This window comes from Kitasatospora sp. NPDC005856 (assembly GCF_040629945.1).
Lineage (GTDB): Bacteria > Actinomycetota > Actinomycetes > Streptomycetales > Streptomycetaceae > Kitasatospora.
Window position 1 is genome coordinate 1 of sequence record NZ_JBEXWT010000140.1, and the last position, 16069, is coordinate 16069.

The following is a 16069-nucleotide window of genomic DNA, read 5'->3' on the forward strand; positions in this document are numbered from 1 at the left end:
GACGCCGCCAAAACCATCGCCCTCCGAAGCCAAGCACTCCTCACCATCGCCGGCACCGGCACCATGGCCTCCATCCCCCTCCCCCCCGACCACATCACCCTCCCCCCCGGCATCACCATCGCCGCCCACAACTCCCCCCACACCACCGTCCTCGCCGGCAACACCCACGAACTCACCACCCTCGTCACCCACTACCAACACCAAGGCATCGACGCCAAAACCATCCCCGTCGACTACGCCTCCCACTCACCCCACGTCGAACCCCTCCACCACCACCTCCTCACCACCCTCGCCGACCTCCAACCCACCACCCCCACCATCCCCTTCCACTCCACCACCCACCCCGACACCACCCCCACCTTCAACGCCCAGTACTGGTACGACAACCTCCGCCACCCCGTCCAACTCCACACCACCACCCACAACCTCCTCCACACCGGCCACACCCACTTCATCGAAACCAGCCCCCACCCCGTCCTCACCACCCCCATCCAACAAACCGCCGACACCACCAACACCCAGATCACCACCACCGGCACCCTCCGCCGCAACCACGGCGGCCCATCCCAACTGGCGACCGCCCTCGCCCACACCTGGACCCACAACACCCCCACCACCAACACCCCCACCACCACACCCACCACCCCCCACACCCCCCTCCCCACCTACCCCTTCCAACACCAGCAGTACTGGGTCATGCCGAACACCACGCCGGTCGGGTCCGGGCAGACCACCACCGGCCATCCGCTGGTCAGCGGCAGCCTCGAACAACCCGAGGGACGGGGGCTGATCCTCACGGGCCAGGTCTCCACCACGGCCCAACCCTGGCTGGCCGACCACGCCGTACAGGACACCGTCCTGCTCCCCGGCACCGCATTCCTCGACATGGCGCTGCACGCCGCCGGGGAACTCGGCCTCGCCCACGTCGAGGAGCTCACCCTCGAGAGCCCGCTCACCCTGACCGACGCCTCCCCGGTCCGTCTCCACGTCGCCACCGCGCCCGACGGCGCCGGCCGACACACCGTCACCGTCCACTCCCGCCCGGCGGGCGACCCGGACCAGCCGTGGACCCGCCACGCCGTCGGCACCCTCGCCGAGGGCACCCGGTCCGCGCCGCGGGTCCTCGACGAGGCGTGGCCGCCGCCCGGCGCCGAGCCCGTCCCGCTGGACGACTTCTACGGGCGGCTCACCGCCCTCGGCTACCTGTACGGCCCGACCTTCCGCGGACTGCGGGCAGCCTGGCGGGACGGCGACGTGTTCTACGCCGACATCCGGCTGTCCGAGGACGCCGACCCGGCCGGCTTCGGCGTCCATCCGGCGCTGCTCGACGCGGCACTGCACACCGTGGCGCTCGGTTCCGGACCGGACGGCGCCGCGGCCCCCGTACGGCTGCCGTTCTCCTGGTCCGGCGTCACCCTGCACGCGACCGGCGCCACCGCACTGCGGGTGCGCACGACGCTGGTCGACGACACCACGGCCGTGCTCGACATCGCCGACGGCTCCGGGCAGCCGCTCGTCACCATCCCGTCGCTGCGGCTGCGGGAGCTCGACCCGGGACGGCTCGCCGCCCCGCACCCGCTGCACAACTCGATCTTCCGGATGGACTGGGTCCGTGCCGAGCCGGCGGACGCCGCCGCCTCCGGGGGCGCCGCGCCGCGGGGAGCCGGGCGCTGGGCTGTGCTCGGGACCGCCGCGGCCGCGCCGGGCGTACCGCTCGACGGGGTCGCGGAGCACGCGACACTGGACGACCTGCTCGGCGCGATGGACGCCGGCGCGCCCGTGCCGGACGTCGTCCTGCTGCCCTGCCCCACGCCGTCGGCCGGTGCCGATCCGGCCGCGCTCGCCCACGACACCGCGCGGCACGTCCTGGGCCTGGTCCAGGCGTGGCTCGCCGAGGAGCGGCTCTCCGCCACCACCCTGGTCGTGCTGACCCGCCGTGCGGTCGCCGTCCACCCCGGCGACCCGATCGAGGACCTGCCGGGCTCGACGGTGTGGGGCCTGCTCCGCGCCGCCTGGTGGGAGGAGCCGGGCCGGTTCGTGCTGGTCGACCTGGACGGTGCCGCCACCGCGCCGTCGGCGCTGCGCGCGGCGGTCGCCTCCGGCGAGATGCAGGTCGCGCTGCGGGGCGGTGCCTGCCTGCGCCCGCGCCTGGTCGCCGTCCGGCCCGAGGAGGAGGCACCCGGGTTCGCCTTCGACCCCGACGGCACCGTCCTGATCACCGGCGGCACCGGCACGATCGGAGCGCACCTCGCCCGTCACCTGGTGACCTCGCACGGAGTCCGCCACCTGCTGCTGACCAGCCGCCGCGGCACCGCGGCTCCGGGAGCGTCGGAGCTGGCGGACGAGCTGACGGCGGCCGGCGCCGACGTCACCGTCGCCGCCTGCGACACCGCCGACCGCGAGGCCCTCGCCCAACTCCTCGACGACATCCCCGCCGAACACCCCCTCACCGCCGTCGTACACACCGCCGGGGTCCTGGAGGACGGCGTGCTCGGCGCGCTCACCGGCGAGCAGGCGGACGCCGTCCTGCGGCCGAAGGCGGACGCGGCCTGGCACCTGCACACGCTGACCGAGGGCCTCGGGCTGCGGTCGTTCGTGCTGTTCTCCTCCGCCGCGGGCGTCATCGGGAACCCGGGGCAGTCCACCTACGCGGCCGCCAACACGTTCGTGGACGCGCTGGCCGCCCACCGCCGCTCCCAGGGGCTTCCCGCGGACTCGCTGGCGTGGGGCCTGTGGGCCGAGACCAGTTCCATGACGGCCGGCCTGGACAGCACCGGCGTCGCCCGGCTGACGCGCAACGCTGCGGCGATCGGCACGGAGCAGGGGATGGAGCTGTTCGACGCGGCCCTCGCGGTGCCGGACCACACCCCGCTGCTGCTCGCCCGGATCCGTCCCACCACCATCGACGCGGAGGACGGCTCGGTCGCCCCGATCCTGCGCACCCTGGCCAGGCCGTCGCTGCGCCGGGCCGCCGCGGCCGCCGCCGAGCCGGCCGCCGGAGGCCTGGTCGGGCGGCTGCGCCCACTGGGCCGCGAGGCGCGGCTGGAGGCGCTCACCGACCTGATCGGCACGCACATCGCGGCGGTGCTCGGGCACGGCGGAACGAGCGGCATCGACGCCACGCGCAGTTTCAAGGACATGGGCTTCGACTCGCTCACCGCGGTCGAGTTCCGCAACCGGTTGAACACCGCGACGGGCCTGCGGCTGCCGGCCACGCTGGTCTTCGACCACCCGACATCGGCGGCGCTCGCCGACCGGCTGGCCGCCGAACTGCTGGGCGCCGAGCCGCCCGTCGCCGGGCCGGCGACGAACGGGCCCGCCGCCTCCGCCACCGCGGGCCGGGAGGACGACGACCGGATCGCGATCGTCGGCATGGCGTGCCGCTTCCCCGGCGGCGTCCGGACCCCGGACGCCCTGTGGCGGCTGGTGGCCGACGGCGTCGACGCGATCGGCGGGTTCCCGGCCAACCGCGGCTGGGACGCCGAGGAGCTGTACGACCCGGACCCGGACCGGCCGGGGAAGACGTACGCCCGGCACGGCGGGTTCCTGCACGACGCCGACGAGTTCGACGCGGAGTTCTTCGGCGTGAGCCCGCGCGAGGCGCTGGCGATGGACCCGCAGCAGCGGCTGCTGCTCGCCTCCACGTGGGAGGTGCTGGAGAACGCCGCGATCGATCCGGCGTCGCTGCGCGGCAGCGCCACCGGGGTGTTCATCGGGACGGCCGCGCAGGAGTACGGGCTCGGGACCCGGCCGGCCGGCACCGACCCCGAGGGCTATCTGATCACCGGTTCGACGACGAGCGTCGCCTCCGGCCGGATCGCCTACACCTTCGGCCTCGAAGGGCCGGCGATGACCGTCGACACGGCGTGCTCCTCGTCGCTGGTCGCCCTGCACCTGGCCGCGCAGTCGCTGCGCAACGGCGAGTGCGGGCTGGCGCTGGCGGGCGGCGTCGCGGTCATGGCGACGCCGACGCTGTTCGTCGAGTTCAGCCGCCAGCGCGGCCTGGCGCCCGACGGCCGGTGCAAGCCGTTCGGCGCCGCCGCCGACGGCACCGCCTGGGGCGAGGGCGTCGGCGTCCTGCTGTTGGAGCGGCTCTCCGACGCCCGGCGCAACGGCCACCAGGTCCTCGCGGTGGTGCGCGGCAGCGCCGTCAACTCCGACGGCACCAGCAACGGCCTCACCGCCCCCAACGGCCCCTCCCAGCAGCGGGTGATCCGCCAGGCCCTGGCCAACGCCGGACTCACCACCGCCGACGTCGACGCCGTCGAGGCGCACGGCACCGGCACCCGGCTCGGCGACCCCATCGAGGCCCAGGCCCTGCTCGCCACCTACGGCCAGGACCGACCCGCCGAACGGCCGCTGTGGATCGGCTCCGTCAAGTCCAACATCGGCCACACCCAGGCCGCCGCCGGCGTCGCCGGCATCATCAAGATGATCGAGGCCATGCGGCACGGGGTCATGCCCCGCACCCTGAACGCGGACGAGCCGACGCCGCACGTCGACTGGGAGTCCGGCGGCGTCCGGGTCCTCACGGCCGACCGGCCCTGGTCGGACACCGCCGGCCCGCGCCGCGCCGGTGTGTCGGCCTTCGGCATCAGCGGCACCAACGCCCACGTCATCCTGGAGTGGGATCCGGTGACCGCGGCCGTCCCGGCCCCCGCGCCCGACCCCGCTCCCGCCGGGGCCGCCGAGCCCCCGGTGGTCCCCTGGCTGCTGTCGGCCAGGACCGAGGCCGCGCTGACCGCGCACGTCCGGCAGCTCGCCGCGCACCTCGACGGGCACGACGCTCCGCGCCCCGCGGACGTCGGCGCCGCGCTGACGACCAGGCCGCTGCACGAACACCGCGTCGCCGTGACCGGCAGCACCCGCGCGGAGTTCCGCGCCGCCCTGGCGGCGGTCGCCGACGTCGACCGGACGGACACCGGGGTGCGTCCCGGGGCGGGACGGACCGCGTTCCTGTTCTCCGGCCAGGGCTCCCAGCGGCCCGGGATGGGCCGGGAACTGTACGAGCACTTCCCGGTGTTCGCCGCCGAACTCGACCGGGTCTGCACGCACCTGGACACCGTCCTGGACGTCCCGCTGCGCTCGGTGATGTTCGCCGAGGCGGGCACGGCGGAGGCGGCGCTGCTCGACCGGACCGGATACGGGCAGCCGGCCGTCTTCGCCCTGGAGGTGGCGCTGTTCCGCCTGCTCGGGTCGTGGGGGCTGCGGCCCGACGCCGTGCTCGGGCACTCGGTCGGCGAGATCGCCGCCGCGCACGTGGCCGGGGTCCTCGACCTCGCCGACGCCTGCACGCTGGTCGCCGAACGCTCGCGACTGATGCAGTCGGTGACGGCGCGCGGCGCGATGGTCGCGATCCGGGCGGGCGAGGAGGAGGTCGCCCGGTCGCTGGCGGAGGCCGCCGGGGCCGGCGGACCCGACGGTCCGGCGGCGGGGACGGCGGCCGTCTCGATCGCGGCCGTCAACACGGCCCGGTCGACGGTCGTCTCCGGCGACGCGGACGCCGTGGCCCGGGTGGCCGCCCACTGGACGGAGCGCGGTCGCAGGACGACGCCGCTGCGGGTCAGCCACGCGTTCCACTCGCCGCACATGGACGGCATCCTGGACGAGTTCGGCGAGGTCGTCGGCCGGCTCGGCTTCCACCCGCCGGAGGTGCCGATCGTCTCCGGCCTCACCGGGCGGCCCGCCACCGGAGCGGAGCTGGCCGATCCCGCGTACTGGACGCGCCAGCTGCGGGAGGCGGTCCGGTTCCACGACGGGACGCAGGCCCTGCGCGAGCTGGGCACCACGCTGTTCTTCGAGGTCGGCCCCGATGCGGCGCTGACCGCGCTGGTGCCGGACGGACCGCAGGACGCCGCCGACGGCGGCGCCGCGGCCCCGGACGGGAGCGCCGGCGCGGGCACGCCCGCGGGTACCGGCCACCGGGTCGCGGCGCTGCGCCGGGACCGCCCGGAGGCACCGACCCTGGTCGCGGCCGTGGCGCAGGCCGCGCTCCGCGGCGCCCCGGTGGACTGGCGGGCGTTCTTCGCCCGGCTCGCCCCGCAACCGGTGCAGCTGCCCAACTACCCCTTCCAGGGGCGGAGGTTCTGGCTCTCGGCCGCCCTCTCCCCCGCCGCCCCGGGCACCGGGAGCGGGGCGCACGGGCTGCTGACGGCGGCGACGTCGCTGGCCGACGGCGGCGGGTGGCTGCTGAGCGGCCGGGTGTCGCGCAGCGGCCACCCGTGGCTCGCCGAGCACACCGTCAACGGCTCCGCGATCGTGCCCGGCACGGTCTTCCTCGACATCGCGGCGCACGCGGCGGAGGTCACCGGCAACGCCCGGATCGACGAACTCACCGTCGAGGCGGCGCTCCTGCTGCCCGAGAGCGGGGCCGTGGACCTCCAGGTCCTGGTGTCCGCCCCGGACGCGCGCGGCCTGCACACCCTCACGGTCAGCTCGCGCGCCCACGGGCACCACGACGAGGGCGGCGAACGGTCCTGGACCAGGCACGCGTCCGGGGCGCTGGGCGGCCGCCCCGCCGAGCCGTTCGAGGACTTCCCCACGGCCTGGCCGCCACCGGGCGCCGAGCCGATCGACCTCGACGGGCTGTACGGGACGCTCGCCGACGCCGGGGTCGACTACGGGCCCGCCTTCCAGGGGCTGCGGTCGGCCTGGCGGGACGACACAGCCGTCTACACGGAGGCCGACGCGCCCGAGGGCGACGACGGCACGGACGGCCCGCACCCGGCGGTGCTCGACGCCTCGCTGCACGCGCTGGCGACCGACCACCCCTCGCTGAACAGCGGCGGGGAGGTCCTGCTGCCCTTCTCCTGGCGCGGTGTCACCCCGTACGCCCGGGGCGCCACCACGATCCGCAGCCGACTGACCAGGACCGGGCCCGACACCCTGGCCCTGGCCGTCACCGACACCGAGGGCACCCCCGTGGCCGCGGTGGAGGCCCTGCGGGTCCGGGCGGTGGCCCTCGACGAGGTCGGCGCGCGCCGGCACGAGGCGTACCGGCTGGACTGGAGCCCGGTGACGGCCCGTCCGGAGCTGGCCCCCGCGTCCGACGCCGTCGCGCTGCGGGTGGAGACGTCCGGCGACGCCGGGCCCGCGGAGGTCCGCGCGACCGTGGCCCGGGTGCTCGACGCGCTCCGGCGCTGGGCCGCGGGGGACCACCCGGCACGGTCCCGCCTGGTGGTCGTCACCCGGGGCGCCGTCGTCACCGGCCCCGGCGCCGAGGCCGCCGACCCGGCGGGCGCCGCGGTCTGGGGCCTGGTCCGCAGCGCGCAGGCCGAGCACCCCGGACGGTTCGTCCTGCTCGACCTCGACGGCGGTCCCGACGGTGGTCCCGACGACGGAGCCGAGGCTGCCGGCGAGGACGCCCTCGCCGGGGCCCTCGCCCTGGACGAACCCCAACTGGCCCTGCGCCGGGGCGACTTCCTGGCGCCCCGGGTGGTTCCCGCACCGCTGACCGCCCCCGCCGCCTCCCCGCTCGACCCGGACGGCACCGTCCTGGTCACCGGCGGCACCGGCGCCCTGGGCTCGCTGGTCGCCCGGCACCTCGTCGTCCGCCACGGCGTCCGGCACCTGCTGCTGACCGGCCGCCGGGGCGCCGACGCCCCGGGCGCGGCGGAGCTGCGGTCCGAACTGGCCGGGCACGGCGCCGAGGTGACCGTCGCCGCCTGCGACGCGGCCGACCGCGAGGCGCTCGCGGAGCTGCTCGCGGGCATCCCCGCGGAGCACCCGCTCACCGCCGTCGTGCACACCGCCGGGGTCCTGGACGACGCGGCGCTGGACAACCTGGACCCCGACCGGATCGACACGGTGTTCCGGCCGAAGGCCGACGCCGCCCGGCACCTGCACGAGCTGACCGTCGACGCCGGACTCGCGGCCTTCGTCCTGTTCTCCTCCGTCGCGGGCACGTTCGGCACGCCCGGACAGGCCAACTACGCGGCCGCCAACGCCTGCCTCGACGCCCTCGCGCACCGCCGCCGCGCCCTGGGGCTCCCCGCCACCAGCCTGGTGTGGGGGCCGTGGACCCTGGCCGGCGGAATGACGGCCGACGAACAGCGGGTCCGCCAGGCCGCGTTGGTCCCGCTGTCCGCCGAGGCCGGCCTCGACCTGTTCGACGCCGCCCTCGCCGCGGACCACCCGGTGCCGCTCGCACTGCGCCTCGACCGCGCCGCCCTGCGCGCGGCGGACCCGGCGGAGGTCCCGCCGGTGCTGTCGACGCTGGCCGGCGCGCCCGCACACCGTCGCACCGAGCGGACCCCGCTCCTGCGGCGGCTCCAGGGCCTCGACGGGACCCGGCGGGACCAGGTGCTGCTGGCGGCGGTGCGCGACCAGGTCGCGGCCGTCCTCGGGCACGAAGGCACCGACCGCATCCCCGCCGACCGCGAGTTCAACGAGCTGGGCTTCGACTCGCTGACCGGCATCGACCTGCGCAACCGGCTCTCCGCCGCGACGGGCCTGCGGCTGCCGGCGACGCTCGTCTTCGACTACCCCAACCCGGCGGCCTTGGCGGCCCACCTCGGGGCCGAACTGTCCGGCCAGGACGGTGCGGCGCCCGGGCGGCCGGAGCCCGCGGAGCGGATCCGGCCCGCGGTGGCGGACGACCCGGTCGTGATCGTCGGGATGGCCTGCCGGTTCCCCGGCGAGGTCCGTTCCCCGGAGGAGCTGTGGCGGCTGGTCAGCGACGGGGTCGACGCGATCGGCCCGTTCCCCGCCGACCGGGACTGGAACGTCGAGGAGCTCTACGATCCGGCGCCCGAACGGCACGGCAAGTCCTACACCCGCGAGGGCGGCTTCCTCTACGACGCGGACCGGTTCGACCCGCACTTCTTCGGGATGAGCCCGCGCGACGCGATGGCCGCCGACCCGCAGCAGCGGCTCCTGCTCGAAACCGGCTGGGAGGTGCTGGAACGCGCCGGCATCGACCCCGCCGACCTCCGCGGCAGCCGGACCGGCGTCTTCACCGGCGTCATGTACAGCGACTACGGCGCCCGCCTGGTGAACAGCCGGATCGACGAGTACGAGGGCTACCTCGGCACGGGCAGCGCGGGCAGCGTCGCGTCCGGGCGCATCGCCTACACCTTCGGCTTCGAGGGCCCGGCGATCACCGTGGACACCGCCTGCTCGTCCTCCCTGGTGAGCCTGCACCTCGCCGTCCGCGCCCTGCGCGACGGCGACTGCGACCTCGCGCTCGCCGGCGGCGTGACCGTGATGGCCACCCCGGCCCCCTTCGTCGAGTTCAGCCGCCAGCGCGGACTCGCCCCGGACGGCCGCTGCAAGCCGTTCGGCGCGGGCGCGGACGGCGTCGCCTGGGCGGAGGGCGTGGGGCTGCTGCTGGTCGAGCGGCTCTCCGACGCCCGCCGCAACGGGCACCGGGTGCTCGCCGTGGTCCGGGGGACGGCCGTCAACCAGGACGGTGCCTCCAACGGGCTCACCGCCCCCAACGGCCCCGCCCAGCAGCGGGTGATCCGCCAGGCCCTGACCGACGCGGGCCTCGCGCCCGCCGACGTCGACGCGGTCGAGGCACACGGGACCGGGACGCCGCTGGGCGACCCGATCGAGGCCCAGGCGCTGATGGCGGTCTACGGGCAGGACCGGCCCGCCGACCGGCCCCTGTGGATCGGCTCCGTCAAGTCCAACATCGGCCACACCCAGGCCGCCGCCGGCGTCGCCGGCATCATCAAGACGGTGCAGGCGCTCCGGCACGGCCGGTTGCCGCAGACCCTGCACGCCGACACGCCGTCGCCGCACGTGGACTGGGCGTCGGGCGGTGTCGCCGTCCTGCGGGAGGAACGGGCCTGGCCGGAGCACGGCGGACCGCGCCGGGCGGGGGTGTCGGCCTTCGGCATCAGCGGCACCAACGCCCACGTCGTCCTGGAGGCGCCCGCCGCCGAGGACCTGCCCGAAACGGCCACCGCTCCCGGTGCTGCCGCCCCCGACGCGTCGGCCGCCGCCGGGCCCGCCCCGGTGGTGCCCTGGCTGCTGTCGGCCAGGACGGATCCGGCCCTCGCCGAACACGCCGGTCGGGTACGCGACTTCGTCCTGGAGCACCCCGAGCACACCCCGGTGGACCTCGCCCGTTCGCTCGGCACCCGGTCGGTGTTCGAGCGGGCGGCCGCGGTGGTCGGCCGGACCCGGGAGGACCTGCTCTCCGGGCTGGACGCGCTCGCCGCGGGCCGCACCGCACCGCACCTCGTCCGGGGCGGCACCGGGGAGCGGGGCGCGACCGCGTTCCTGTTCTCCGGCCAGGGCTCCCAGCGGGCCCGGATGGGCAGCGGCCTGTACGAGGCCCACCCGGAGTTCCGGCGCTCGCTGGACGAGGTGTGCGCGCACTTCGACGGACTGCTCGACCGGCCGCTGCGGGAGCTGATGTTCGCGCCCGCCGGGACCGCCGGGGAGGACCTGCTGCACGAGACCCGCTACACGCAGCCCGCGCTCTTCGCCCTGGAGGTCGCGCTCTACCGGCTGCTGCGCAGTTGGGGCATCGCCCCCGACTACCTGATGGGGCACTCGGTCGGCGAGTTCGCCGCCGCGCACGTCGCGGGCGTCCTCTCGCTGGCCGACGCCTGCACCCTGGTCGCCGTGCGCGGCCGGCTGATGCACGAGGTCGCGGGCCGGGGCGCCATGGTGGCGATCGGCGCGGGTGCCGACGAGGTGCGCGCCACACTGGCCGGCCGGGAGGACGCGGTCGGCATCGCCGCCGTCAACGGCCCCGCCGGCACGGTGGTGTCGGGCGACGAGGTCGCCGTCATGGCGGTCGTCGACGAGTGGGCCCGGCGCGGCAGCAGGACCAAGCGGCTGCTGGTCAGCCACGCCTTCCACTCGCCGCTGATGGAGCCCATGACGGCCGCCCTCCGGGAGACCGCCGAACGGCTGCGCTACGCGGAGCCGACCGTCCCCGTGGTGTCGACGGTCACCGGGGCCGTGGTGGAACCCGGCACCATGGCGTCGGCCGACTACTGGGTCGACCAGGTGCTGCGGCCGGTGCTCTTCTCGGACGCCGTCGCGACCCTGCACGCCGCCGGGGTGCGCACGTACCTGGAACTCGGCTCGGACGCGCTGGCGTCCATCACCCCGGACTGCCTGCCCGAGCAGGACCCCCGGCCGCTGGTCGGCGCGCTGCTGCGCAAGGACCGGCCCGAACCGGAGTCGGTGGCCACCGCGCTGGCCCAGGCACGGCTGCACGGCGTGCCGGTGGACCTGGCGGCCCTGCTGCCCGGTGCCCGCCCGGGGGCCGACCTGCCCACGTACCCGTTCCAGCGCGAGCGGTTCTGGCTCGACCGCCCCGCCGACGACGGCGACCCGGCGGGGCTCGGCCTGGAACGGACCACCCACCCCTTCCTCGGCGCCGGGACCGAACTGCCCGACGGGGGCTTCCTGTTCACCGGGCGGATCTCGGCGCAGACCAGGCCCTGGCTGGCCGACCACACCGTCCACGGCAGCCCGGTCGTGCCCGCCGCGGCACTGCTGGAGGCGGCCCTGTACGCGGGCGGGCGGACCGGCTGCGGCCGGGTCGACGAGCTCGACCTGTCCGCCCCCCTGATCCTGCCCGGGAACGGGGCCGTCCACCTCCAGCTGGTCACCGGCGCACCCGACGCCGACGGCCGGCGGAGCGTCGTCATCCGCTCCCGGCCGACCGGTTCGGCCGAGGAGGGGTGGACGCGCCACGGTCAGGGCGTCCTCGCCCCCGTCCCGGCCGCCGACACCCCGCCGACCCCGGACGGCGCCTGGCCGCCGCCCGGCGCACAGCCCGCCGACCCCGCCGAGGTCTACACGCTGCTCACCGGCCTCGGCCTCGGCTACGGTCCGGCGTTCCGCGGCCTGCGCACGGTCTGGCGGCACGGCGAGGAGGTGCTGGCCGAGGTCCGGCTGACCGGGGTGGCCGCGGACGGCTTCCGGATCCACCCCGCGCTGCTGGACTCGGCCCTGCACACGCTCGCGTACCTCCACACCGACGTGGACCGCGCCGCGGGCGTGCCGGTGCCGTTCTCCTGGGCGGGCGTCAGCGTGCCCGGGGACGCCACCGACACCCTCCGGGTCCGACTGTCCCGGGCGGGCACCGGGTTCGCACTGCGGCTGACCGACGACCGGGGCGGCGAGGTCGCCGCCATCGAGTCGCTGTCGGTCCGGAACCTGGCGCCCGGACAGTTCGGAGCGGCGGGGGGCGAGGGCTCCCGGGCCCGGTTCGGCCTCGTGTGGAACGAGGTCGCGCTGCCGGCCCCGCCGGACGGCGCGGGCACCCCGGTCCCCCCGGTGGGCGCCCTGCTGGACGGGCCGGTGAACGGCCCCGCGCCGGCTTCCTCCCCGGTACCGGAGCTGCTGCTCCTCGACTGCACGCGGTTCCCCGCCGAGGACCCGGAAGGCACCGACGCGGCCGAGACCGCACACCGGGCGACCGGGCACGTGCTCGGCGTCCTCCAGGCCTTCCTCGCCGAGGACCGGTTCACCGGCTCCCGGCTCGGCGTCCTCACCCGCTCGACGGTGTCCGCCGTGGCCGGCGACCGCGTCGCCGACCTCGCGGGCGCCGCCGTCGGCGGCCTGGTCCGCGCCGCCCAGACCGAGAACCCCGACCGGATCGTCCTGGTCGACACCGACGGCACCGAGGCGTCCGCCCTGGCCGTGCGCGCCGCGCTGCTCACCGGCGAACCGTGGCTCGCGCTGCGGGACGGGAAGGCCCACGCCGCCCGCCTGGCCCGGGTCGGGACCACCCGGGCCGAGGCGGGCGACGACGGCACCCCGCCGTTCGCCCCCGGTGGAACGGTCCTCGTCACCGGCGGCACCGGGGCGCTCGGCGCGCTGGTCGCCCGGCACCTGGTCACCGCCCACGGCGTCCGGCACCTGCTGCTCACCAGCCGCAGCGGGAACGCCGCGGCCGGAGCGGAGGAACTGCTCGCCGAACTGGCCGCCCTCGGCGCCCACGCCACCCTGGCGGCGTGCGACGTCGGCGACCGGGACGCGCTGGCGGACCTGCTCGCCGCCGTCCCCGGCGCGCACCCCCTCACCGCGGTGATCCACGCCGCGGGCGTCCTGGACGACTCGACGCTCCCCGGCCTCACCGCCGACCGGATCGCCACCGTCCTGCGGCCCAAGGCCGACGCGGCCTGGCACCTCCACCGGCTCACCGAAGGCCTGGACCTCACGCACTTCGTGCTGTTCTCCTCCGCCTCCGGCGTACTCGGCGGCGCCGGCCAGGGCAACTACGCGGCGGCCAACGCCTTCCTCGACGCACTGGCCGAACAGCGGCACTCCCACGGCCTGCCCGCCGCCTCCCTCGCCTGGGGGATGTGGGCGACCGGGGGCGCGATGACCGGCGGCCTCGGCACGGCCGACCGGGCCCGCATCGGCCGCGGCGGGATGCTGCCCCTCGACACCGGACAGGGCCTCGCCCTGTTCGACTCGGCCCTGCACGACGGCCGCGCCACCACCACCCTGCTGCGGCTCGACCCGCCGACCCTGCGCGCCCAGGCCGAGGACGGCACCCTGCCGCCGATCCTGCGCACCCTGGCCGGGCCCCCGCGGACCCGCCGGGAAGCGGAGGCCGGACCGTCCCTCGCCCAGCGCCTCACGGGCCGTACCGAGGCCGAACAGACCGACCTGCTCCTGGAGTTCCTCCGCCAGGAGATCTCGATCACCCTGGGGCACGCCGGAGCCGCCACCGTGGAGCTCAACCGCGGCTTCCTGGAACTCGGCTTCGACTCCCTCACCGCCATCGAGCTCCGCAACCGGCTGAGCGACGCCGCCGGCCGGCGACTGCCGGCCACCACCCTGTTCGACTACCCGACACCCCGCAAGCTCGCCGCCCGACTGCGGGAACTGCTGGTCCCGGCCGACCCGGCCGGGGCCGCCGACACCTCGGACGCGGCGCTCCGCAGGCTCATCGCGTCCGTCCCGCCGGAGCGCCTGCGCGAAGCCGGGCTGCTGGACGCCGTCCTCGGCCTGGCCCACGACGCCGACGGCCCCGGACGGACGGCGCAGGAGGACGAGGAGGAACAGGACCTCATCGACGCCGACGTCGAGGACCTCGTCCGCATCGCCCTCACCGACACCGACTCGTGATCACCCCAGAACCGACGGAGCCGACGATGAACATGCCTACCGAGAAGGTCGTCGAAGCACTGCGCACGTCACTGCTGGAGAACAAGCGCCTTCGACGGCAGCTCCAGCGACGCACCGACGCGGCGGCCGAACCGATCGCGATCGTCGGGATGGCCTGCCGCTACCCCGGTGGCGTCAACTCGCCCGAGGACCTGTGGCACCTCGTCGCCTCCGGCGTCGACGCCATCGGCCCCTTCCCCCGCGACCGCGGCTGGGACGTCGACGGCCTCTACGACCCCGACCCCGACACGCCCGGGAAGTCGTACGTCCGGGAGGGCGGGTTCCTGGACGCCGCCGCCGACTTCGATCCCGCGTTCTTCGGCATCAGCCCGCGCGAGGCACTGGCGATGGACCCGCAGCAGCGGCTGCTGCTGGAGGCCGGCTGGGAGGCGTTCGAGCACGCGGGGATCGACCCGGAGACCCTGCGCGGCAGCCGGACCGGCGTCTTCACCGGCGTCATGTACGGGGACTACGCATCACGCCTGCGCCGGATGCCGGAGGGGATGGAGGGCCAGGTGGTCACGGGCAGCGCGGGCAGCGTCGCCTCCGGCCGGCTGTCCTACACCTTCGGGCTGGAAGGCCCCGCCGTCACCCTGGACACGGCGTGCTCCTCCTCGCTGGTCGCCCTGCACCTGGCCGCGCAGTCGCTGCGCAACGGCGAGTGCGACCTCGCCCTCGCCGGCGGCGTCTCCGTGATGGCCACCCCGGTCGCCTTCACCGGCTTCAGCCGTCAGCGCGGGCTGGCCCCCGACGGGCGCTCCAAGTCCTTCGCCGCCGCCGCCGACGGCGTGGTGTGGAGCGAGGGCGTGGGCCTGCTGCTGGTCGAGCGGCTCTCCGACGCCCGCCGCAACGGCCACCGGATCCTCGCCGTGGTCCGCGGCTCGGCGGTCAACCAGGACGGGACCAGCAGCCAGCTGTCGGCGCCCAACGGCCCCGCCCAGCAACGGGTGATCCGCCAGGCCCTGACCAACGCCGGACTCACCACCGCCGACGTCGACGTGGTCGAGGCCCACGGCACCGGCACCACCCTCGGCGACCCCATCGAGGCCCAGGCCCTGCTCGCCACCTACGGCCAGGACCGACCCGACGGGCAGCCGCTCTGGCTCGGCTCCATCAAGTCCAACATCGGCCACACCCAGGCCGCCGCCGGCGTCGCCGGCATCATCAAAATGGTGCAGGCCATGCACCACGAGGTCCTGCCCAGGACCCTGCACGTCGACGCTCCGTCCCCGCACATCGACTGGGACGCCGGACGGGTGGAACTCCTCACCGAGGCCCGCGACTGGCCCACCGAAGACCGGCCGCGCCGCGCCGCCGTCTCCTCCTTCGGCATCAGCGGCACCAACGCCCACATCATCCTCGAACAGGCCCCCGCCGAACCGCCGGCGGCCCCCACCGAAACCTCCCCGGACACCCCCGTCACCTGGCGTCTGTCCGCGAAGTCACCCACCGCCCTACGCGACCACGCCCGACGACTCGCCGACCACATCCAGACCCACCCCGACCTCACCCCCACCACCATCGCCACCACCCTCGACACCCGCACCCCCTTCACCCACCGCGCCGCCGCCACCGCCACCACCCGCGACGAACTCCTCGACGCACTCAAGGCGCTGGCCGCCGATCAGCCGGACAGCCGACTCATCCAAGGCACCAGCACCCCCGGAAAAACCGTCTTCGTCTTCCCCGGCCAAGGATCCCAATGGCCCGGCATGGGCCTCGAACTCCTCAACACCTCACCCGTCTTCGCCGAACACCTCCACGCCTGCGACCAAGCCCTCCACCCCCACACCGGCTGGTCCCTCCTCGACGTCCTCCACACCCACCCCGAAGCCCCCGACCTCAACCGCGTCGACGTCGTCCAACCCACCCTCTTCGCCCTCATGGTCAGCCTCGCCCGCACCTGGCAACACCACGGCATCCACCCCCACGCCGTCATCGGCCACTCCCAAGGCGAAATAGCCGCCGCCCACATCGCCGG

Annotated in this window: 2 protein-coding genes; both read left to right on the forward strand. The window is 75.9% G+C overall.

Annotated features, from left to right (window positions below; translation table 11 throughout):
- Window positions 1–14049, forward strand: a 14049-nt coding sequence (locus ABZ449_RS39805) for an SDR family NAD(P)-dependent oxidoreductase (RefSeq protein ID WP_360356406.1), incomplete at its 5' end; no start/stop codon positions are given.
- Between the two features lie 26 nt (window positions 14050–14075).
- The coding region (locus tag ABZ449_RS39810) for a type I polyketide synthase (RefSeq protein WP_360356408.1) at window positions 14076–16069 on the forward strand (1994 nt) is incomplete at its 3' end.